Raw genomic sequence first — 22,427 nt, 5'->3', positions numbered from 1 at the left:
GTCTCACATCAAGTTATGTAAATTGATTTTTTACTGCTTGTGAGAAATCCGGGTCTGTGGGGGCTACTTTGGTGGCAATGACACCCTAATAGGTGGTAACGGTACTGATACTTTTACTATCTATAATTACACCAAAGGTGTTAATACTATTTATGACTTCAACGCTACTGATGAATTGATTCAGCTATCGGTTTATGGGTTTGGAAATCGCTTATTAATAGGTTCGCTTTCAGCAAGTCAGTTTACAATTGGAACATCTGCAACCACTAGTGAAGAGCGATTTATTTACAACAGCGCTACAGGTGCATTATTTTTTGACCAAGATGGTAGTGCATCTGGGTTTACTCAGGTACAATTTGCACAACTATCTGCTGGATTGTCACTAACCAACAACAATTTTGTGGTGTTTTAATCCTGATTAGCGCTTTGCCATTACCAAGCGATACGGTTTGCGGAATGCTGTTTTTAGCATCAACAAGGACTCTAAAGCAGTATACGCGAAGCCTTTACTCAAATTCTTTGAGGAATGACAATGTAGCCGGTGGTGCGATCGCCTAATACCAAATTACGTTCTTTTCCCCAATACCACCAATAAGCAGCAACATAAGCGCAAATTAAGCTATCTAGTTTATCTTCAGTTGCTTTAAGAGCTGTACCTGTGTGGGGAATTTCGGAAAAGAACGAACCGCCAAGGCGCAAAGGACGCAGAGGAGGTTCAAGGGTCGGCAAAAAATCAATAACGTAATTGTAGAGTTTAATTAGTTCTAGGCGGCGCTCATTTAGGCGTCCTTTTTTATATTTGAGGATGCGTTTTAAGTTGAATAGATTAACAATTGCTGGGTGGGGAAAGACTTCTATTTGATATCTGCTGAGTTTTTGCGGTTCTATGATGGGTGCGTGTGCAAAACCGCGTAATTCTAATTCTAAGCCAAAGTTGATGGTGCGATCGGCAAAGGGTAGGTTTTGATTCGCTGGGTAGCATCCCGCATGATATTTACCAAAGTATTTGTGGCTGAGTTTATCGGGGAGGCGACTCCCGGTAGCATTAGGTATAAGGGTAGGTGCATCTACGGCGATGATGGCTGGTTCATCTGGTTGTACGCTGCGATCGATCCAGGTGAGGATGTCTGCAATAGCATCTTTGCGGTCTAGATCGAGTAATTGTAGTTGTCCATCTATCCATTCTAAACAGCACAATCCACTTGGTTGCGATCGCCAGCCTAAATCAATGCCAATAAATTTCATGGTTATAACACGAATTTGCGATTATTTTTGCATTTTCAGGCAACCATTTACCTAAATTTACTTGCTAAAAATCGTGATAAATAATCTTATAATCTTAAGCAGCTTGTCTTAATTTATCTTATCTGGCAATAAGTTAATCAAGATTATTCCAATGAAAATTTTATTTTTACATCCCAATTTTCCCTCACAATTTCGTAACCTAGCGATAGTTTTAGGTAAAGATCCTAATTGTCAAGTCGTCTTTGGGACAAATCGTCAGGAAGGGGAAATACCTGGTGTTTATAAAGCTATTTATACTCCTTCTCGTCAAGCGGCTCCCCAAACTCACCACTACGTTCGCAACCTGGAAAATGCTGTTCTCACAGCACAGGCTGTCTATCGCATGGCAGAAAAATTAAAGGCTGAGGGTTTCGTTCCAAATATAGTTTATGGTCATTCTGGTTGGGGGCCAACTTTATTTATGAAAGATGTTTTTCCCAAAGCAGAATTATTGTGTTATTTCGAGTGGTTTTACCATGCTCACGGTTCCGATGCAGATTTCGATCCCAACGATCCACTGAACGCTGATGATGAATGCCGTATCCGCGTGAAAAATGCACCGATTTTAACTGATTTATATAGCTGCGATCGCGGTCTTTCTCCCACTAATTGGCAGCGTCAGCAGTTTCCCAAAGAATATCATAGCAAACTCACTGTAATTCATGATGGTGTTGATACCAATTATTTTGTTCCCAAATTAGGCGCAAAGTTAGTTTTACCAAGAATCAATCTGGATCTTTCCCATGTGGAAGAGTTGGTAACTTATGTAGGACGAGGAATGGAACCTTATAGAGGTTTTCCGCAGTTTATGGAAACGGTAGCGCTACTTCAGGAACGACGACCTAAGTGCCATGTAGTAGTCGTGGGAGAAGATCGGGTTGCTTATGGTAAAAATCTTCCCGATGGTCAGACTTATAAACAATTAATGCTAGAAAAATTATCTTTGGATTTATCGAGGCTGCACTTTACAGATAGGCTTCCTTACAATGAGTACCTTCAGGTTTTACAAGCTTCTTCTGCCCATGTTTATTTAACCCGTCCTTTTGTATTATCCTGGTCAATGTTAGAAGTAATGGCAGCAGGATGTTTACTAATAGCTTCTAAGACTTCGCCAGTCTTGGAGGTCGTACAGGATGGGGTGAATGGACTGCTAGTAGATTTCTTTTCTCCCCAGAATATTGCTAATAGGATTGAAGAGGCGCTGAATAATCCTCAAGAGATGAAAGCAATTCGTGCGAATGCGCGAGAGACTATTTTGAAGCGCTATGATTTGGCAAAACTATTACCACAGCATTTGCAATGGATGTTTGCTGGGAAAAATTCTAATAGTTTGAAAAAGCGTCCAAATTCTAAAGGATTTGGCAGAAATTAGATAATATTCGTCATTGGTCATTAGCCTCATGCATAAATATTTTTTGCTTCAAGCAAAGGTGCAAATAAAAGCCTGAAAAAAAAATTTTGCAAGAAGTATATTAATCATTAGTTATTGTTCAAGAACAAATGACAAATGACAAATAAATACAAAACCGATATTTAAAATGCGAATTATTTTTATTATTGCTCATTTTTTCAAACCTAGTAATGAAGGTCGTCATGCATCCCAACGCAAAGACCCGCAACCCCGCTTGGAGGCATTAACTAAAAGTATTACCTCTTTACACCAATTATTTGGCAAATCTCAAAGTATTATCAACATTGCTCAACGACTAGCTTTTCCTGCTAATCAGCCGCAGTCTCACGAACTAGATATTGTTATTTGTACAACTAAAGATAATCATCTTCTAAACCAGCTTCCCTTACCATCCCATTTATATAGACATCATTCTAGTAATGCAGAACCTCTACTTTTGGGGTTTGAGTGCCAAGCTGTTCTGCAAAGTTGTCTCGGTCACTATGATTATTACTGCTTTCTTGAAGATGACTTAATTATTCATGACTCTTGGTTTTTTATAAAATTACAATGGTTTACCCAACAAGCAGGTGATTTAAATTTGCTCCAACCAAATCGTTATGAAGTCTCTGCCAATGGTTTGGTTCACAAAGCTTATATTGATGGGGATTTGGCTTTACGAGTAACTGCTCCCTTTCAAAATGTGCAGGATCAACAGGAACTCAAGGGTACAATTATGAATGTACCAATTACCTTTCGTCGCGCTCTCAATCCTCACGCAGGCTGCTACTTTTTAAATGCAAATCAAATGACTCACTGGGCTAATCAAACCTATTTTCTTGACCGAGATATTAGTTTTGTTGGGCCTTTAGAAAGTGCTGCCACATTAGGAATTATGAAGACATTCAAAATTTACAAAATCTCGCCAGAGCAAGCAAGCTTTTTGGAGATTCAGCATTTTGGAACTGGATTTTTAAGGCTAATTGGCGGACAGGTGGGTTTGGCTCAAAGGTAAATCAAATTTAAGAGTTTGCCTGAATGAGTTTGGAGTAGAGACAGAATTAGTTACGTCTCTACTATCCAAAATTAACTAACAGGTGACAATTGATAATTTACTTTTTCTGCTTCTTGTGTTTGCTGCTGTTGTTTCAATGCTTCTAGTTGTGTCTCTAGTTGCACTTTCACTTCATGACGGAAAGTGAAGAAGTGTTCACCAAAGCCCAATGCTACGAGGTAATCATACAAAATTCACACTTGAACGGACAGCCCCGCGAAAATTGCACGGTGATTGCTAGATAAGCATCTAAGTCTAGCAAGTCGAAACGGGGTATAGGTGTTTGAGTAACATCGGGTTTTTCTATAGCGCGGAAAATTCCTTTTGTTTCTCCCTGCGCCAATGCTTCTAAAAATAAGGGGATAGTGCATTCCCCTTCATCCAAAATTAAATAATTAGCTCCTGCTTCTAAGGCAAATTCTGGTACTGAGGTAGCGAAAGGCCCGCCAAATACAACTTTTTTACATAACGCTACCCCTTTGTGAATTAACTCACACAAATCTTTTTTCTGGATAATCATTGCAGAGATGATTACTAGATCGCACCAATTCCAGTCTTCATCTGTCTCTAGACGGACATTGCGATCGACTAGTCTAATTTCCCAATCACTTGGTAGCATTGCTGCTACTGTAATTAAACCCAATGGCGGATTTGTAGAGCGTAAACCTGCCAAATCGAGGGTTTCCTGGTAAGACCAGAAAGAATTGGGCATTATTGGCCAGAGTAGTAAAGCTTTCATCAGCAGACTCCCCAGAGTAGAAAAATTAACTCACAATTCCCAGGTGACTGCTACTTTCTCTAACAAAAACTTAAATTTTGTCTAATTGTGTAAACAAAAGGTACATAAACCGCTCAGATAAGCAAAAAAAGTTTTATTTACGACCTCTTGCGGTTTATTCAACCTGAGTGTAATAATTTTATTCGGCGATCGCCTAGAGTACTTAACAAGGGCAATCTCAGTTGTTAGCTAATTGCGGCGTGAATGTGACAGTTCTAATGAGCGATCACTTTTCCTAGTTTTAGCTTGATAACGATACCGCCACATCACAAAGCCAGTGATAAATAAAATTAACGGTGCCAGCCCAACAAATACATAAAAGATGCGGGATGGAAGCCCCCAAAAGGTACCATAGTGGAGAGGAACAAAGGAGTTGAGGAGGCGATCGCCCAGTGATAACTTCAAACCGTTATCAACACGCAAAACCTTACCACTGTATTGATCGAGATAAACATTACTATTACCATACTCTATATTTTCCTGCGGTAACTTCATGCGAATTTGTAAAGCATCTTCTGGTTTATCAGGGAAGTAAATGCTTTTGGTAACAGCACCAGGTAAGGCAGCATCGGCAATTTTTAGTTGTTGGGTTAGATTTAAGGTTGATTTACCAGGAATAGGCTTGGATACTGGCTTGGATGGTTTTGAAGTGAATGTAACAGCGTAAATAATCGGCTCAGTTAAATCAGAGAAGTTCCAGCAGAAACCAGTGAACCCAGTAAAGAATAAAAAAACCACAGTAATAATGCCAGCTACTTTGTGAATATCAAAGTTCGCACGTTTAGGATGAGCATCAAGTTTGATTTTGAAGCCTGCAATTAGCTTATGCCAACCTGGCCAAAGAACTAAACCTGTAATAGTAAGGATACACATTAGAAAGGCAATAATGCCAACAAACATAGTTCCGGTTTGACCTGCCATTAGGCTGTAGTGCAGATTAAGCATGACACCGATTAAAGTTTTATCCGATATCCGTTCACCAATAATTTTGCCTGTATAAGGGTTGATAAAAACCTCTGTCCTTTCCACATCAGTTGATGACAACTGCCCCACGTAGGGAGAAGAAGGAGTATCTGGCAAATAAATCCGAAAAAGATGGAAATCACCTTGCGCAGGATACTTCGCCTCAATTCTATTCACCACAGACTCTGGAGATACCTGCACCTGTTGGGGAGTAATCTGTCCATACTGTTGAGCGATCATAAAGTGGTCAAAATCTTGCTCGAACACCAACAAGCTACCTGTCAAGCCAACAATAACCATTACCAGTCCTACTGTTAAACCAAGGTAGCGGTGCAGAGTAAATGCTAAATCGCGTATTTTTTTAGAGTTCATGGTAGAAGCTCCGTGATACCATACAAGACTTAATGAGTTAACAAATTGCAGGAATCAAAACTGCACAGAAAACGTCCCCAGCACAGTTAAAGGCGCACCAGGAAGCAGATAGTAGCCTTGAGAATCGTAATAACGAGTGTCAAAAAGATTCTTAAAGTTCAGCCCAACCCTCCAGTTATCGCGTTTGTAAAAAATGGTGGCATCAGCACGCACATAGGAGGGGATTTTAAATGTGTTGGGGAGTTCAGCTTCGCGATCGCCAGTATAAAATAGTCCTCCACCAAAGCCTAATCCTTTCCAATTACCGCTTTGAATTTCATAAGTCGTCCACAGACTACCCCCAGCACCGGGAGCATTTATAAGAGAGTCACCTACAGGGTTATTTTCGTCACCTACACTTACAAATGCATCGTTGACGAAGTAGGATGCAATTATATTCCAGCCTGGTAAAATCTGCCCAGAAAGGTCAAATTCCAAACCGCGACTTTTCACCTCTCCTATAGGGATGGAATAGTCAGAATTACTGGGATCGGTTGTAGCGACATTTTTCTTGGTGATATCATAGGCGGCAAAGGTTGCCGATAGCCTGTCTTTAATCAGTTCGGCTTTGACTCCCACTTCATACTGAGTAGCGCGTTCTGGTGGCAGTTGAGTTCTATCTATTGTCTGCGACTCGCTGGGATTAAACGAGCGGGTGTAGCTGGCGTAAATTGAAATCGGTTCAATCGGCTGATAAACAATGCCAACGCGAGGTGAAAAAGCATCATCATAGATTCGATCGACTGTAGCATCATCAATCGGGTTTCTACCTAAAGAATCCAGTGGTTGCACGCGATTTTTGCGGTGAACAAAGTCATACCTACCGCCTACTAATAGCTTCAGATTTGGCAGCAATGTCACTTGATCTTGCAGATAAAGAGCGATCGTATTGCGGTCAAAACGATCGCGTTCCGCTGCCTCATCAAACTCTGCTGGTCGGGAAGCGCCATAGACAGGATTGAATAAATCAATACTGGGAGTCAGTGAAACAGTACTTCGCAAATAATCATAGCCACGGATATATTTATGCCACTCCAACCCCACAAGAACTTGATGTTGGATGGAACCAGTATTGAAATTACTGATTAAATCGTTTTGCAGAGAGTAGTTTTGGTAATAACTCGGGCCCGCACCAAATCTTCGCAATACGGTACGACCATCTACAATGTTATCCGGTTGAAACGCTGATTCTTCAGAATTATTAACCGTAACGGAAAAGCCACTGCGGAACTGGATGTTTTTACTAAAGCGATGATTGACGTTAATAAATACAGAGTTTGTCTCTTTGGAGAAATAATCGTCTGGCTCTCCCAGGAAACGATTGACAGGAGCTTGAAAAACGATTGGATCGGGTGAAAGACCACGATAAAAGGTGCGATCGACTTTGAGGTATTCATACTCCAGTGTCAATGTCGTCGCATCACCAATTTTGTAGGTTAATGCTGGTGCGATCGCGAATGTTTCCTGATGATTAAAATCGAGAAAACTACCAAAGTTCTCGTATGCAGCATTCAGACGGTACAGCAATGTTTTGTCTGAGTTCAGCGGCCCAGAAATATCAATGGAGGGACGATAAGTGCTAAAATTTCCGGCTGTAAATTCAGCAAAGTAGTAAGGCTCACTGAGCGGTTGTTTGGTAATGTAATTCACCACACCTCCCGGCTCAAACTGTCCATATAGCACTGAAGCTGGGCCCTTGAGAACTTCAATCCGCTCAATGTTAGTCGGATTCACAAGGTCGTCTTGAACAGCAAAACCGTTTCTCAAGTTCTCATAGGTTGTAAATCCCCGAATATTGTAATTATCTGTAGACCCACCATAGCCCCCTTGTTGAGTCACGCCACTAACATTGCGTGTTGCATCGCCAATCCGGGTAATTTGCTGATCCTTAATGACTTGTTGAGGAATGACTTGAATTGACTGGGGAATATCACGTTGAGGAGTATCAGTTCTTGTCGCAGTTGTGCTATCTGTTACGCGATATCCATCTTGCTCACCCGTCACCACTAGTTCAATCGGTTCATCACCTTGTGTTGATGGTTCTGGCTGTGTTTGACTTTCAGGCGGCTGTTGTTCGGGAGTTGGTTGGGTTTGAGGTTGTTGTGCTGTGGATGCAGCAGTTGCCACACTAAAAATTAAACCCTCATCTGGACTGTCAAATAACTCGACAGTTGGTATACCTACCTCACCGATCGCACTCACCCGGATAGTATTGGCATCAAAATTAGTCACTGTTATCTGTGTAACACCCGCTATTGGCTTTTCTGAGCGGAATGTGAATGCTTCGCCCGATGGTAGGCGCAATTGAGCATTAGGAATATCAGTGATGAAATTGCTACCAGTACTGCGATTTACTAATTGCAACTGTTGTCCTTTCGAGGTTTGTAAAATTACCTCCACACCTTTATTGGTGGGATTTGCTTTGACTCCAGTCACTTGCACAATTTCTAGTTGTGGCGTTTGTTGTTCTATCTGAGCCAGCCATTCTTTTACTGTTTTGGCAAAGTGATTTGGCTCTTGGATAGGAGAAATTTTAGTTACTTCTTTTGCTTGCCCAGGTTTTATAACCACAGCAACCAGAAAACAGGAAATAAAAAACGATCGCGACAGTTTCATAATCCCACACACCCAACCGGATTTATAGAAGCAGAGCTTGCTACTTGCAAGTTACTCTTAATTAACTCTATTCAGGAGAATACGAAAAATTGGGCGAGCGCATATATCTGAAACCGGATTTTTTTTATCGGAATCGGGATCTACCTTTTGCTATAAGCTTTTGTGGTGGCGATAATCTCTAGGAGTCATGCCAAATTGCCGTTTAAACAGATAGCCAAAATGACTTGTGCTTTCATACCCAACTTGAGCAGCAATTTCTGCAATCGTTAAATTAGTGCCGAGCAATAACTGTTGTGCTTGTTCTAACCGTAAGGATTGCACATATCCACACACCGTAGTGCCAAAAATTTCTCGAAATCCTCGCTTGAGCTTAAAGTCATTGAGTCCGATTTGTCTGGCTAGATTTAGTAGAGAAGGTGGATGCTGAAGCCTTTGATTGAGAATCGCTTTCGCATGATGTAAACGTTCAATTTCATCGGGACGAAAATATAGCGATCGCTCCAATAAAAGATTATTTTCCCCCCACTGAGCAATCTGAAGCGTCAGTAGTTCCAAAACTTTTGCTTCTAAATACATTTGTCTAAGTGTTTCTCGGAACGGACACTGCAATATTTGCCTAAGTACTAACTGCATTGCAGGCGTGATGGCTCCTAATGGCTGATGGAAACGCTCCTTTGTCGGATTTTCGATCAACTGCACCAGCAGAGTTGGTAATTCCTTAAAGCAACCCTGGAAACTAGAAAGTAAATCAGGATACCAGTAAATACTGATACACTGCTTGTGTTGGTTGGCAGTAAAATGCTCAAACTCCCGAATATCAGGCAAGTAAAATAAATAGTTATAGCCTGCAACTTCTTCATAATCGTCGCTGACTCCAGCTACGTTTGGCGTAGTGGTTCTCATCCCACCAGACAGCAAAAATTTAGATGTGAGAAAAGGCAAATCATCGTGTTCGCCCTCAACAATTACTGTTTCAGAAAAATTGCTTTCTTGAACTACTAGCTCAAGGCTATGGCGCAGCATAGTCCAGTGACTGCTGCCTTGACCAAACCAGGTAGAAAATTTTACTTTTCCCTGATCGTGATTAAGCTGCACATCGTCACATAATTCATTAAAGTTTGTCTCGGTCAAACGAATAGTCATGATAATACTCTCAACTGCTTGTTGAGAATAGTATCTATTAATAGGCGAAGCGATGTCTAGGACAAGCCCTTCTCTACGAGAGGCTGCGCCAATGGGTTCGGGAGTTCGCAATCGACGGGAACCGCCAAGACTGCGACTCCCTCACCGCTAAGAGCGTCTACGCAACTGAAAATATTATGTAGTGAGGTAATGGGATTGTGTAGTGGGTAAGAGTGCAAAAAAATATGTTCGGGGCTAAAAATTTACCCTAGTACTAAGTAGTTAATCGCATCTAGCAATACAGATTCCTGAATGCGTAAGCAAGACCTGCCACAGCCATCGCCCCTTTGAGGTGGGCAGGACGCGTTTCAGGAAAAAACTTTGCGATCTACTAAAATTCAAATCAAATCCGCTGTCATTACTAAATCTGTAATTCTGCAACCGCAAATTGACCGGGAAAATGTCAAAATTAAATGAGTTTTGCACTAGGCGCGTTTGGGTTGATGCAACTTTTATAGAGAAGAGAAGCTTTCTTCTCACCAAACGCCATTTGATTAGCGCAGATTTGAGATAACTAAGTTGGAATTTATGGGCAAGCAACGTGTTCTTTCTGGAGTGCAACCAACCGGGAATTACCATCTAGGTAACTACTTGGGAGCAATTCGCAACTGGGTAGAAGGTCAGAGCGAATACGAAAATTACCTTTTTGTGGCTGATTTGCACGCGATTACAGTGCCACACGACCCAAAACAGCTAGCAGCTGATACCTACACTCTTGCTGCTCTTTATTTAGCTTGTGGTCTTGATTTAAATCACTCTACTATCTTTGTACAATCTCACGTTTCAGCCCACAGCGAACTCACTTGGTTGCTCAACTGTATTACACCTTTAAACTGGCTGCAAGATATGATCCAGTTTAAGGAAAAGGCTGTCAAACAGGGAGAAAATGTGAGTGCGGGCTTGTTGGATTACCCTGTGCTGATGGCATCTGATATTTTGCTTTACCAAGCGGATAAAGTGCCAGTGGGTGAAGACCAAAAACAACACTTAGAATTGACACGGGATATTGCAGCTCGGTTAAATCACCAATTTGGTAAACCAGAACAGCCAGTTTTGAAGTTACCAGACCCTTTGATTCGCAAGGAAGGCGCAAGGGTGATGAGTTTGGCGGACGGTACACGCAAAATGTCGAAGTCCGATCCTTCTGAGTTAAGCCGGATAAGTTTGCTAGATTCACCGGAACAGATTCAATACAAGATTAAGCGTTGTAAAACCGATCCGATTCGTGGGCTGACTTTTGACGACCCAGCGCGTCCAGAATGTAATAATTTGTTAACATTGTATAAATTGCTTTCTGGAAAGAAAAAGGAAGATGTCGCAGTTGAGTGTCAGGATATGGGTTGGGGACAATTTAAGCCATTATTGACAGACACAATTATTGACTCCCTGAAACCAATTCAAGAAAAATATCAGGCAGTAACAAGCGATAAAGGCTATTTGGAGTCTGTGTTACGGGATGGAGGAGAAAAAGCTAGAGCGATCGCAAATCAAACTTTATCACAAGTCAAAACGGCTTTAGGCTACTCTCTTCCTCTATAAGTTTTCACCTTTAGGTGTGATTTGTTATACCATTTAAGAAATTGAAACCTTAATGTTTATGCATCACACCCACAGCCCCACAGCCTTTAATGACTTTCGTAGAGCTGTACAAGCAGGAGAATTTCTAGTTACCGCCGAGGTAGCACCGCCGAAAGGGGGAGATCCAGCGCACATGATTCAAATGGCGGCGACTCTTAAGGGGAGAGTTCATGCCGTCAATGTTACTGATGGTAGCCGCGCCGTGTTACGGATGTCTTCGTTAATCGCGTCGGTGATTTTGTCACAAAATGGTATAGAGCCAATTTGTCAAATTGCTTGCCGCGATCGCAACCGTATCGGTTTACAAGCTGACTTGATGGGCGCTCATGCTTTAGGCATAAATAACATTTTAGCTTTGACTGGCGACCCAGTAAAAGCAGGCGATCATGCAGATGCCAAAGCAGTGTTTGACTTGGAAGCTGTGCGACTGCTGCAACTGATTCGGAAGATGAATCAAGGCGTTGATTGCAACGAGAAACCCTTGACTGATGGAGCCTTAGATTTATTTGTTGGTGCAGCAGTAGATCCGCAATGTAAAAGTTGGTCAGGTTTGCAAAGTCGATTTGAACGCAAAATCGAAGCTGGAGCGCAGTTTTTTCAAAGTCAGTTGATTACCGATTTTGAGCGGCTAGAAAAGTTTATGGATACCATTGCTGCTGGTTATAAAAAACCAATTTTGGCAGGAATATTTCTGTTGAAATCAGCAAAAAATGCCCAGTTTATTAATAGATGTGTTCCGGGTGTAGATATTCCCCAACATATTATTGATAGATTGGCAAAAGCCAAAGACCCTTTTGAGGAAGGGATAAAAATTGCTGCCGAGCAAGTCCAGATAGCGCGGCAATTATGTCAAGGTGTCCACATGATGGCGGTGAAGCGTGAAGATGCGATCGTGCAAATTTTAGATTTGGCTGGGATTGCTCCAGTTAATCAGCTGGTATCCAAATAAAGAAGATAATGAATATTTTATGAAAGCAGATGGTTATTCCTATCTGCTTTTTTTATGATGAAACAGACGCATTTACACTATTTTTGATAGACTTTCAATATTCAATGTTCGCTTGACTAAATCTAGGTGCAAACTGACAAAATATTTTATAGCTTATTTCAAGCTTTTCCTAGCATATTTTTTGCCATAATCGGCGACACGACTGCCAATATCAACGCATATCAATTTGTTTCAGTCGAGCTAAAAGAAACTGCTTTTAGGATTGATGGGGTATTCATCCCCACAAGTGAAACGACAAACCAACCACTTTACTTTGTTGAAGTTCAGTTTCAATTAGACTCAAATTTTTATAGACGCTTCTTTGCCGAAATCTTCCTTTACTTGCGACAAAATGAATCAGTCAATTTTTGGCGTGCTGTTGTCATCTATCCGCAACGAAGTTTAGATCCAAACGATCGGCTACCATATCAGTTGCTGCTAGACAGTTCACAAGTGCAACGCATTTATCTAGATGAATTAGATTCGATAGAAAACTCACTTCAAGTTGCGATCGTTAAATTAATTATCGAAAAAGAAGAGACAGCCGTTGACAAAGGTAAAGAATTGATTTTACAAGCAAGGCAACAACTGGCAGATGAATCTACCACTAAGCAAATTGTAGAATTGATAAAGACTATTCTGTTGTACAAATTTACCCGGTTAAGCCGAGAGGAGTTAGCAGAAATGTTGGGTATAGACGACGAATTCAAAAAAACACGGATGTATCAATCAATTAAGTCAGACGGGTTAGAAGAAGGTCGCCAGGAAGGTCGCCAGGAAGGTCGCCAGGAAGCTAAGTTAGAAGCTATTCCCCGATTGTTGGCATTGGGATTGAGTGTAGAGCAAGTGGCGGTGGCTCTCGACTTAACTGTGGCGCAAGTACAACAAGCAGCCCAGAATCAGTCTATCTGATAGTGGGTGGTGCTTACGTCTAATTTAATCAGCAAGTGCGACACCGGATAGCCTGTCGTAAACATCGCCTCTTTTTGTTTTAGCTAAACCAGAAGCGATGTCTACGACGGGCTTACGCCTACAAACTTAAAACCTGGGTTACATCTTCCCGTGTTGCAACACTTGTTGTAGGTGTTGGCGAATCTCTTGTGCGTGTTCAATATCAGATTGCCGCAATTTTTGGAACAACTCTACACAAGGTTGAGAACCTACTTGTTCTGCATCTTTGATGTAGGTATCGTAAGCTTTAACAGCTTCAGCCTTGTTGTGCAAAACGGTGACAAAATCATATTCCAAGTCGCTAATCGCTGTTTGAGATTGTCCGTTACCTGTATTTGTAGCCATTGCTTGAACCTCTTTTAGGATTTCTAATTAACGTTATACTCACCCTTAAAGAGCGATTCATCTTCCAAAAAGAGTATATTTCAATACGTCGGAAGTACCTTGCAAAAATAATTTCCTGATACAGCCTCATACAGAAGAGTGGGGAGTGGGGAAAAAGTATTTCCCCACTCCCCAGTAGAGACGTGATTAATCGCGTCTCTCCCACTCCCCATTTTCATAACAATTTATCCAAGCGGTTGATTCTCATCACATTGACGTGAATACTGTAATTCCAACTCGTTTTGCCGTTCTCTATCTCCTCTATAGACAATCGGACAAAACTTAGTGTTAGCGCTCATACAATCCATGTGTGGCGTTTTAGCACATACCACGAGTAGTCCACCCAGAACAAACAACAAACCACAAATTGCAAGCGTATTAACCCAATAAATTTCCAGCGCTCCGTGAACTACTACCTCTCGCAGTAGAGATACTATTGTTACCTCAACTGCCACTCCTACAGAGATACTATGTTCTTGCAAATAGACCATTAATAGTCGAAATAACTCGACTAAAATCAACACAAATAGTATTTTTGCAGTCACATGTTTATAGTCTAGTGGCTGCGTGAGGGCGATAGCTATCCCCCACAATTGGATCAGCATGACGGCGAACAACCCCAAACACAAAACAATCACAATTAAGTCTTGAAAGGCTTCCATATTGCGAACAATTGAGTGCCGATCGAGCCAGCGATCGCTAAATAAAAATCGACTTTTCTGGCGCTTTTGCATGTACATTTTTCCAATCGGGACAAGTTCAGACAACACCAGCGAGTCAACCCAATAGTTTTATGTTATGCAATATTAAGTTTTTCTGCCTCAGCGAGGTTGGTAATTTAAATTTTGTGCTTGTTGCAACAATTGCTCGGCGTTTTTCGCCCACTGGGGATTTTTTTGAGCGTTGTATAAATCTCTAGCAAATTGCAATACTTGTACTGCATCGCCATATTGCTGTAACTGAATAAAAACTAATCCAGCACCATAATAAGCGTTGGGATAGTTAGAGTTAGCTTCGGCTGATTTTCTAAAAGCTTCTAATGCTTCTTGTAATTTAGTTTGTTGAAAAAAAATTGAGCCGAGATTATAGTAAGCTTCTGGATACTTGGGATTAATTTTTAATGCCTGATAAAATGCACTTCTTGCTTGCTCAAGTTTACCTTGTTGGAGATAACACATCCCTATATGGTAAGGAGGTTCCGGTGCATTTTTGCTATATTCTACGGCTTTTTTAAAAGAGGCGATCGCTTGTTCGCAATTTCGTTGCTGTTCTCGCACTAATCCCAAGTTATAGTGGGCAAATCCGAGTTTGGGATCGAGTTCTAAAGCGCGTTGTAAATAATCGTTAGCTAACTTGAAATTATTGCCTTCTAATAATGCTCCGCCTAAATTAGCAAAAGCTGGAGCAAATTTCGGATCGGCTTGCGTTGCTCGATAAAATGCATCCGCAGAGGGTTGTAATTGTCCGGTTTGTCGGAGTGCTAGCCCTAGATTATAGTGTGCTGGTGCTAATGTCGGATCTAATTTAGCTGCTTGTTTAAATGCGGCGATCGCATTTTGTACCTTTCCCGCCTGAATTGCTTGTAAGCCTTGGTTTAACCAGTCTACGGCAGTTTTAGGATTAGATTGTGCCAACTTGGAGGCGACAGAAGGAGATAGAGCAAGACAGGGAGAGGAAATACTCATAACCAGCAAAGTCAAACCTACTAACCCTGCTATGCCATATTTAAAGAATGATAATCTCATTGATTTTCTGACTCGCAACACTTTCAGTTAAATTTACTTCATAAAAAGTTTTTTACAAAAGTTTTTGATTCGGGATAAAAATTTGTGATATTTAACTTTTCTTAAGCTAAATCTTACGACAGGCTACAATTTTTTTAACTTGGGATTAAAGGGAGGATAATAACGAATTAAAGAAGGGGTAATTTTGACTCCAGAGAACCATTTTTTTATCCCTTGATATATACAGAATCATGCGGTTATGAATGAATTACCGCAAGGGAGGTTTTTATGAACGAAAAAGTAAAATCGGGTTCGCGGAACGTTGCAATTGTTGGGCCTTATTTAAGTGGAAAAACCACTTTACTAGAAAGCTTGTTATTTGTCACAGGGGCAATTTCCCGCAAAGGCAATGTTAAGGACAGCAATACAGTCGGAGATAGTGCTGCCGAGTCGCGCGATCGCCAGATGAGTGTAGAAGTCAGCGCCGCTAGCACTGAGTATAACGGCATTCGCTTCACTTTTATTGACTGTCCGGGAAGTATAGAATTTGCCCAAGAAACGTACAATGCTTTAATCGGAGTCGATGCAGCAATTGTAGTTTGCGAACCCATCCGCGATCGCGTCCTCACCCTCGCCCCTTTATTTAAATTCCTGGACGATTGGGAAATTCCCCACCTCGTCTTCGTCAACAAAATGGATCGGGCAAATATTCACGTCCTAGAAACGTTACACGCCCTGAAAGCAGTATCTAGCGGTCCTTTGGTAGCGCATCAATATCCGATCATGAACGGGGAACAACTCACTGGCTTTATTGATATGGTGAGCGAACAGGCATATCAATATCATCCAGGCGCACCTGCTGACCCCATTCCCTTCCCCGAAAGTTTAAAAGAAGAAGAACATACAGCACGGGCAGAAATGCTCGAAGCCTTAGCAAATTTTGACGATCATTTACTCGAAGAACTTTTAGAAGACATCGAACCATCCCAAGAAGAAATCCTTAAAGATTTAAAAATGGAATTAGGGGCAGATTTGGTAGTGCCCGTTTTCTTTGGTGTGGCAGAACAAGATTATGGTGTTAGACCTCTATTAGAAGCCTTGTTACGAGAAGCCCCCGAACCAGAAACCACAGCAGAACGTCGTTTAAAAAACATCAAAGGTGATAAACCTCTAGCGCAGGTATTAAAAACTTTCTACACTCCCCAAGGTGGTAAACTCTCTCTGGTGCGTGTTTGGCGGGGCAAATTAACTGATGGCATTGTCCTCAATGGCATTCGCACTGGTGGAATTTACCGCCTCATGGGACAACAACAGCAGTTCGTTAATGAAGTTGCTGCTGGTGAAATTGTCGCATTGAGCCGTTTAGAAGGCATTAAGACAGGAGATACAATCTCTACAGAACAGCAATTGGCGATGGAATTACCCAAAGCTGTACAGTTGGAACCTGTGTATGCCCTCGCCATTACACCAGAAAAGCGCAACGATGAAGTTAAACTCAGCAGTGCTATTACCAAGTTATTAGAAGAAGACTGCTCACTTGCTTGGGAACAACACGGCGACACCCATGAAGTAATTCTTTGGGGTCAAGGCGAGATTCATTTGCAAGTCACCCTAGACAGACTGCGCCGCAAATATAACTTGCCAATGACAACCCACTTACCGCAAGTGCCTTACAAAGAAACCATCCGTAAAACGGTGGCTTCAGTTCATGGACGCTACAAACATCAAAGCGGTGGTCACGGACAGTTTGGTGATGTTTTTCTCGAAATCAAGCCTTTACCACGCGGTACAGGTTTTAACTTTAATGAAACTATTGTCGGTGGCGTGGTTCCTAAACAGTACATCCCTGGCGTGGAAATGGGCGTGCGGGAATTTTTGACACATGGGCCTTTGGGCTTCCCAATAGTTGATGTGGCGGTAACTCTGACTAATGGTTCCTATCACAACGTTGACAGTTCCGAACAAGCCTTTAAGCAAGCTGCCCGATTGGCAATGCAAACGGGGATACCCCAAGCGGAACCTACCCTATTAGAACCAATTCTGCGGGTAGATGTTACCACACCGAGCGAATTTACCTCCAAAGTGCTGCAACTATTGAGTGGTAGACGAGGGCAAATTTTAGGCTATGAGGGTAGAAACGATTGGCAAGGCTGGGATAATGTCTCTGCGTACTTGCCACAAGCAGAGATGCAAAACTTTATTGTAGAGCTGCGATCGCTCACTCTTGGCGTTGGTTCCTTCCACTGGGAATATGACCATCTCCAGGAAGTGCCAGAAAAGCTTGCTGAACGTGTCATTCACAGCAATGGCAATGGTGGTAACGGCAACGGCAAGTAATTTGGGATTTGTTGGAAATCCATTAAGTTTATATTTAAGGACACCTCTTGTGGGTGTCCTTGATTTTATACAGATTTTTCTTCTTTTGTAGCGCTTATGCTTGAAAAGCAGGGATTAATATCATGTCCGCTTAATCATTTATCAAAAAACTCCCTGCGTCGAGGCGAATATTAGCGATCGCTCAAAGATAGGGTTTTGTTTGCTAGGCTAAAGCGGAAGATTTAAAATTTAGGTAGATAATCAAGGCTAAATAGTCTTTATGCCTCACTCCACTATCTCAACTCTTTATCCTTGCTGACTATTGGCCTTAGATAGGACTAGAGTTTATCGGTAAATAACAGCAAATTAAATTAATCAAGTATAAATTATATTGTAGCTAAATAATGATGCATTTTAAGTTTTCACCAAAAATTCTGCAAAGGCTGGGAGAAGAACTCGTTCCGAATCCAGACCAAGGAATCATCGAATTGGTTAAGAACTCTTATGATGCTGATGCTACTGAATGCACAGTAGAACTTATCAAAACTAGCGCCATAGGTGGCTTGATTATTATTTCAGATAACGGTGTTGGTATGGATAAAGATGCCATTAGCGAGGGATGGCTGGTGCTAGGCCGCTCGAAAAAAGCTATCCGTGAAATTACTCAATTAGGTCGCTTACCTGTAGGTAATAAAGGATTAGGTAGGTTAGCTGCTCTACAGATGGGTTCTCAAGTCCTCTTGAAAACTAGACCTAAAGATGAACCAGGAGTTGAATATTCTCTAACGATTAATTGGGATGATTTTGAGGAAGCTGATGTAGTAGAAGATGTTCCTTTTGATGTCCAAAAAAGTAGTACAGATAAACAGTATGGGACTGACATTATAGTTAGCAATCTTAAAAATATATTTAATAAACGTGATATCCAAAGACTAGCTAGGGAACTGTTACTGCTAGCAGATCCATTTGACAATCATGTAGGTTTTCGCCTTAAACTTATTGCTCCAGAATTTTCTGAAATTGAAAAACAAGTGAACAATGCTTACTTTGATGATGCCGAATATCATTTGCAAGCTAGTATAAATCAACTTGGAATTGCTGAAGCAAGATTGCTAGACTGGCAGAAGAACGTAATTTTTCATGCAAAACAGAGTGATATTTCTCAAGAGCTTTACAAAACACCTGCAACAGAATTTGATTTATGGGTATTCTTTCTAAATCCTCAAACTTTTTCAGCTAGAAAGACTTCTATTTCTGTCACACAAGTTAGAGAATGGCTTGCTCAAGTAGGGAATGTTCGTCTTTACCATCGAGGTTTGCGGGTAAAACCCTATGGAGATTCCGACGATGATTGGTTGAACTTAAATTATGCACGAGCAAGAAATCCAGAGCTTCGTCCTTCAACAAAAACAGTTATTGGTAGAGTAATTGTTAATGACCCTGAAGATATGTTACTTCAGAAAACTGATCGGCTTGGTTTTATTGAAAATGAAGCTTTTTTAGAGTTAAAACGCTTTGCAATTGATGTGTTGGAATGGATGGCGAAAGAAAGGCTTAAAGTCACTGAAACGCAAAGACAAAGGGTTAAGAAACAAGTTCCTCGTGATATTACAGAAGCTAAAGCCAGAATTGAAGAAGTTATTGAAGCAGAAGTTCCTCAAGAATCTCGTCCTAAAGTCTTAGAAGCTGTTCAGCAATACGAAACTGTAACAGAACGTGAAACCAAGGTATTACGTGAAGACCTTCAGTTGTATCGTAGTCTAGCTACAGCCGGAACAACAGCAGCAGTTTTTGCTCATGAATCTGGCAAACCAGTGACTTCAATTGAAAAAATAGCTAAGAGAATAGAAAAAAAGGGTAAAGAAATTCTGGGAGAAAAATATGAACGCTATTTAGGAGAACCAGTTACAAAGCTTTATCAAATAAGTAAGTCATTACTACGCTTTTCTAATTTTCCTCTGCATCTGTTGAAACGAGAAAAACGTCGTGCAGGTGTTGTAGATGTCCATACTATTATTGATGATATCGTTGAACTTTTTCAAACTTTTTTTAATGAAGGTGAAATTCAAGTTATTAAAGAAAAAGTTGATACTAAACCTTGCATTTATGGAAGCGATGCTTTGTTAGAAGCAATTATTACAAATCTTTTAACAAATGCTATAAATGCTTTTAACGTTGAAGGTGGACGCATAGAAGAACGTAAACTAATTATCAGAACTGCAATTGAAGAAAGTAATTTAAAAATTAAAGTCTTAGATAATGGTTCAGGAATTCATAATATCAAAATAGATGAAATTTGGCTACCTGGTAAAACCACTAGGGAAGGTGGTACAGGTTTAGGATTGACAATTGTGAGAGATTCTGTAACTGATCTGGGAGGCTCCGTAGATGCAATTCCAAAGGGTGAATTAGGTGGAGCAGAATTTATTATAGAATTAACACTTATTAGAGAGTAACTTTTATGAGTATGACACAATTTTTGAATGATGTAAAAATAGCTGTAATTGATGATGATAAAAACCTAGCTGAGGTAACAGCTTGGGACTTAGAAGAAGCAGGTTATCAACCATTTTTATTAGACAATAGACATTTGAGCAATGTCAGTGACTTGGTATCACTTATTAGAGAAAATACTCAAGGTGCTGTGTGCGATCACCGATTGAGTAATTCTGGATTTGCTAATTTTTATGGAGCAGAATTAGTTGCAAATCTTTACGATTGTAAATTTCCATCATTGTTAATAACTCAGTATACAGAAATGGATACATCTTTTTCGATTAGAAAATGGAGACATAAAATACCTGTACTACTAAGTCGAGAAGAAGCTAATGCTTCAAGCATTGCTAAGGGAATAGAAGATTGTACCTTAGAACTTTCTGGTAAAATACCGAGTACTAGAAAACCTCGTAGAACGATAGTTAGGATTACTAATATTGATGAAGAATCTCATGAACGTGTTGTAGATGCATTTGTTCCAGGTTGGAATCCCCATAAGGCTGTTCGTTTTCCAGCTTCTCTGATTCCAGAAAATATTAGAGTTGTATTAAAACCAAATATCCGTTTATTTGCTCACGTAAACACAGGAGCAGAAAAATCTGATGACCTGTATTTTGAAAAATTTGAATTAGCACCTGAACCAGATGAAGATGATGGACTCGCCTGAACTGATTATTTTAGATGTTGGACATGGAAATTGTGCGTTAATCAGAGATGTAAATGGTGTAATCGTTATTGACTGTCCACCTGGGGGTACGTTGGCGGAAACTCTTGAGCATCTATCTATTAAAGAAATTTTACATATCCTCATTTCCCATTCTGATGCAGATCATATTGCAGGTATGATTGACTTACTCTCAAATGAAGATATCAAAATTCACAACGTACATATAAACCCTGATGCAAGTAAGAAAAGTGCAATTTGGTTAGACTTACGTATTGCTTTGGCAGATTCAAAAAAACGTTTCGGAACTGTACTTTCTAAACTAACGACAACAGAGACAGGAAAGTTTAATATTGGCTCAGTCAATTTAGAAGTACTTGCATCAACCTATGAATTAATACTTGGTGGTGCAGGTGCAACTGATTTAAAAAAAAGAAAATTGAATTCTAACTCAATATCAGCGGTGATTGGTATAGTCCATGATTCTCATAGAGTAGCTGTACTGGCAGGAGATATTGACGATGTAGGATTTGAGAATATTGTTGAAGACATACATCATTGTCCTGCTGATATACTTGTTTTTCCTCATCATGGTGGAAGACCAGGGAGTGCAGATGCTAGAATATTTGCCCACCGATTTTGTAGTTTTATCCAACCAAAGTTAATAATCTTTTCAATTGATCGTAATCGTTTTAATAATCCCCGCACAGAAATAGTAGAGGGTATTATTTCTTCAGTTCCAGATGCTCATATTTTATGCACTCAATTATCCCAACAATGTACTACTAGTCTTCCTAGTTCAAAGCCTACACATTTAACTACACTTCCTGCCAGAGGGCTTAATAGTAATAGCTGTTGTGGAGGAACTATTACTTTTAAAATAGATGGTAGCAGGACAACTTATGCTGAGATGGCTTTACATAAAGAATTTATTGTTAATCAAGTGGCTAGCCCAATATATCGAAAGTTTTTATCTATCGTCAAACCGGATAAGTAGCTCGGCACAAATAAAGCTAAATTTCGTCAATGGGTAAGAAAGCCACTTAACAAAACTTAATATGATCGTTGTTCTTTTAACAACAAATGAGCGTTGTAATACTGAATAGTATTTTTATCTGCAACAGAAGACTCTATGATAAAAAAGGAGCCTAACTTAGGCTCCTTAATAAAAAACTGGTAATAGAATTGTGACTACTTAACAGTTACCTTACCGCCAGCTTCTTCGATGCGCTTCTTAGCATCTTCAGCAGCATCCTTAGCAATACCTTCTTTAACTGCCTTGGGCGCAGCTTCCACCAAGTCTTTAGCTTCTTTCAGACCCAAACCGGTCAATTCCCGGACAATCTTCAGCACAGCAATCTTCTTATCAGCTGGGACTGATTCGAGAATCACTTCAAACTCGGTTTGCTCAACAACTTCATCAGTAGGAGCAGGACCACCAGTACCAGGCATCATCATCATGCCACCAACGGGTGCAGCAGCACTCACGCCAAAAGCTTCTTCAATTTGCTTGACTAACTCAGAAGCTTCGATTAAAGACAGGGTTTTTAGTTGTTCTAAAATTTGATCGGTTGCAGCAGACATTGATATAACTCCTGTAATTTTGATTATTTATTTGTCATGGGTCATTGGTCTTTAACTATAGACT

The 22,427-nt window shown here is 40.5% G+C and carries 19 protein-coding genes and 1 pseudogene; 10 read left to right on the top strand and 10 right to left on the bottom strand.

The features are described 5' to 3' along the window. The first annotated feature begins 175 nt into the window (after positions 1 to 175). A complete protein-coding gene (locus tag ACFE93_RS09590) occupies positions 176 to 412 on the top strand; it encodes a hypothetical protein (RefSeq protein ID WP_375473078.1) in 237 nt (78 codons plus the stop codon). A 98-nt stretch (positions 413 to 510) separates the two neighbouring features. Here ACFE93_RS09590 and ACFE93_RS09585 read toward each other — a convergent pair whose 3' ends face one another. Beyond that, positions 511 to 1,245: a DUF429 domain-containing protein gene (locus tag ACFE93_RS09585; protein ID WP_375473077.1), complete on the bottom strand. Its 735-nt coding sequence runs from the start codon at positions 1,243 to 1,245 to the stop codon at positions 511 to 513. Between the two features lie 151 nt (positions 1,246 to 1,396). Between ACFE93_RS09585 and ACFE93_RS09580 the strand changes: the two genes are divergently transcribed. Next, the gene (locus tag ACFE93_RS09580) at positions 1,397 to 2,656 is read left to right on the top strand and encodes a glycosyltransferase family 4 protein (RefSeq protein ID WP_375473076.1); all 1,260 of its coding nucleotides are present in this window, start codon (positions 1,397 to 1,399) and stop codon (positions 2,654 to 2,656) included. 166 nt (positions 2,657 to 2,822) lie between these two features. Further along, positions 2,823 to 3,689, top strand: a complete 867-nt coding sequence (locus ACFE93_RS09575; protein WP_375473075.1) for a calcium-binding protein — start codon at positions 2,823 to 2,825, stop codon at positions 3,687 to 3,689. A 71-nt stretch (positions 3,690 to 3,760) separates the two neighbouring features. Here ACFE93_RS09575 and ACFE93_RS09570 read toward each other — a convergent pair whose 3' ends face one another. The 5 genes and pseudogenes from ACFE93_RS09570 to ACFE93_RS09550 all read right to left on the bottom strand — a co-directional run bounded on the left by ACFE93_RS09570 (position 3,761) and on the right by ACFE93_RS09550 (position 9,639). Continuing rightward, positions 3,761 to 3,919, bottom strand: a complete 159-nt coding sequence (locus ACFE93_RS09570; RefSeq protein WP_375473074.1) for a hypothetical protein — start codon at positions 3,917 to 3,919, stop codon at positions 3,761 to 3,763. Beyond that, positions 3,910 to 4,467: pseudogene (locus tag ACFE93_RS09565) on the bottom strand (B12-binding domain-containing radical SAM protein); the annotation flags it as partial. The pseudogene ACFE93_RS09565 and the gene ACFE93_RS09570, both read right to left, overlap by 10 nt. Positions 4,468 to 4,695: 228 nt before the next feature. After that, the gene (locus ACFE93_RS09560) at positions 4,696 to 5,841 is read right to left on the bottom strand and encodes a PepSY-associated TM helix domain-containing protein (RefSeq protein ID WP_375473073.1); all 1,146 of its coding nucleotides are present in this window, start codon (positions 5,839 to 5,841) and stop codon (positions 4,696 to 4,698) included. 54 nt (positions 5,842 to 5,895) lie between these two features. Further along, positions 5,896 to 8,451 (bottom strand): TonB-dependent siderophore receptor, encoded by a 2,556-nt coding sequence (locus ACFE93_RS09555; protein ID WP_375473072.1) that lies wholly within the window; start codon positions 8,449 to 8,451, stop codon positions 5,896 to 5,898. A 195-nt stretch (positions 8,452 to 8,646) separates the two neighbouring features. Continuing rightward, positions 8,647 to 9,639 (bottom strand): helix-turn-helix transcriptional regulator, encoded by a 993-nt coding sequence (locus ACFE93_RS09550; RefSeq protein ID WP_375473071.1) that lies wholly within the window; start codon positions 9,637 to 9,639, stop codon positions 8,647 to 8,649. 567 nt (positions 9,640 to 10,206) lie between these two features. Here ACFE93_RS09550 and trpS point away from each other — a divergent pair. The 3 genes from trpS to ACFE93_RS09535 all read left to right on the top strand — a co-directional run bounded on the left by trpS (position 10,207) and on the right by ACFE93_RS09535 (position 13,156). Continuing rightward, positions 10,207 to 11,217 (top strand): tryptophan--tRNA ligase, encoded by a 1,011-nt coding sequence (gene trpS / locus ACFE93_RS09545; protein WP_375473070.1) that lies wholly within the window; start codon positions 10,207 to 10,209, stop codon positions 11,215 to 11,217. 58 nt (positions 11,218 to 11,275) lie between these two features. Next, positions 11,276 to 12,205 (top strand): methylenetetrahydrofolate reductase, encoded by a 930-nt coding sequence (locus ACFE93_RS09540; RefSeq protein ID WP_375473069.1) that lies wholly within the window; start codon positions 11,276 to 11,278, stop codon positions 12,203 to 12,205. Positions 12,206 to 12,331: 126 nt separating this feature from the next. Beyond that, positions 12,332 to 13,156, top strand: a complete 825-nt coding sequence (locus tag ACFE93_RS09535) for an Rpn family recombination-promoting nuclease/putative transposase (protein ID WP_375473068.1) — start codon at positions 12,332 to 12,334, stop codon at positions 13,154 to 13,156. 138 nt (positions 13,157 to 13,294) lie between these two features. Here the strand turns inward: ACFE93_RS09535 and ACFE93_RS09530 are convergent, their stop codons facing one another. The 3 genes from ACFE93_RS09530 to ACFE93_RS09520 all read right to left on the bottom strand — a co-directional run bounded on the left by ACFE93_RS09530 (position 13,295) and on the right by ACFE93_RS09520 (position 15,324). After that, entirely contained in the window at positions 13,295 to 13,540 is a 246-nt protein-coding gene (locus tag ACFE93_RS09530; RefSeq protein WP_190960961.1) for a hypothetical protein, read from the bottom strand. A gap of 224 nt (positions 13,541 to 13,764) precedes the next feature. Beyond that, positions 13,765 to 14,319 carry a phosphate-starvation-inducible PsiE family protein gene (locus ACFE93_RS09525; RefSeq protein WP_199784742.1) on the bottom strand — a complete coding sequence of 185 codons (555 nt, stop codon included), beginning with the start codon at positions 14,317 to 14,319 and terminating at the stop codon, positions 13,765 to 13,767. Positions 14,320 to 14,400: 81 nt separating this feature from the next. Continuing rightward, positions 14,401 to 15,324: a tetratricopeptide repeat protein gene (locus tag ACFE93_RS09520; RefSeq protein ID WP_375473067.1), complete on the bottom strand. Its 924-nt coding sequence runs from the start codon at positions 15,322 to 15,324 to the stop codon at positions 14,401 to 14,403. 267 nt (positions 15,325 to 15,591) lie between these two features. Here ACFE93_RS09520 and ACFE93_RS09515 point away from each other — a divergent pair, with 267 nt between their 5' ends. From ACFE93_RS09515 to ACFE93_RS09500, 4 genes are all read left to right on the top strand, one after another. Further along, complete coding sequence (locus ACFE93_RS09515) at positions 15,592 to 17,640, top strand: elongation factor G (RefSeq protein WP_375473066.1); 2,049 nt, start codon at positions 15,592 to 15,594, stop codon at positions 17,638 to 17,640. 383 nt (positions 17,641 to 18,023) lie between these two features. Beyond that, complete coding sequence (locus ACFE93_RS09510; RefSeq protein ID WP_375473065.1) at positions 18,024 to 20,075, top strand: ATP-binding protein; 2,052 nt, start codon at positions 18,024 to 18,026, stop codon at positions 20,073 to 20,075. 5 nt (positions 20,076 to 20,080) lie between these two features. Beyond that, positions 20,081 to 20,782: a hypothetical protein gene (locus tag ACFE93_RS09505; RefSeq protein ID WP_375473064.1), complete on the top strand. Its 702-nt coding sequence runs from the start codon at positions 20,081 to 20,083 to the stop codon at positions 20,780 to 20,782. Beyond that, positions 20,766 to 21,776 carry a ComEC/Rec2 family competence protein gene (locus ACFE93_RS09500; protein WP_375473063.1) on the top strand — a complete coding sequence of 337 codons (1,011 nt, stop codon included), beginning with the start codon at positions 20,766 to 20,768 and terminating at the stop codon, positions 21,774 to 21,776. The genes ACFE93_RS09505 and ACFE93_RS09500 overlap by 17 nt, the downstream gene beginning before the upstream one ends. Before the next feature lie 194 nt (positions 21,777 to 21,970). Here ACFE93_RS09500 and rplL read toward each other — a convergent pair whose 3' ends face one another. Next, positions 21,971 to 22,363: a 50S ribosomal protein L7/L12 gene (gene rplL, locus ACFE93_RS09495; protein ID WP_375473062.1), complete on the bottom strand. Its 393-nt coding sequence runs from the start codon at positions 22,361 to 22,363 to the stop codon at positions 21,971 to 21,973. Positions 22,364 to 22,427: the final 64 nt, after the last annotated feature.

This window comes from uncultured Nostoc sp. (genome assembly GCF_964247315.1).
In the GTDB taxonomy this organism is placed as follows: Bacteria; Cyanobacteriota; Cyanobacteriia; order Cyanobacteriales; family Nostocaceae; genus Nostoc.
The sequence above is the reverse complement of the archived record's forward strand: the minus strand, read 5'-3'. Positions and strand labels throughout refer to the sequence as shown.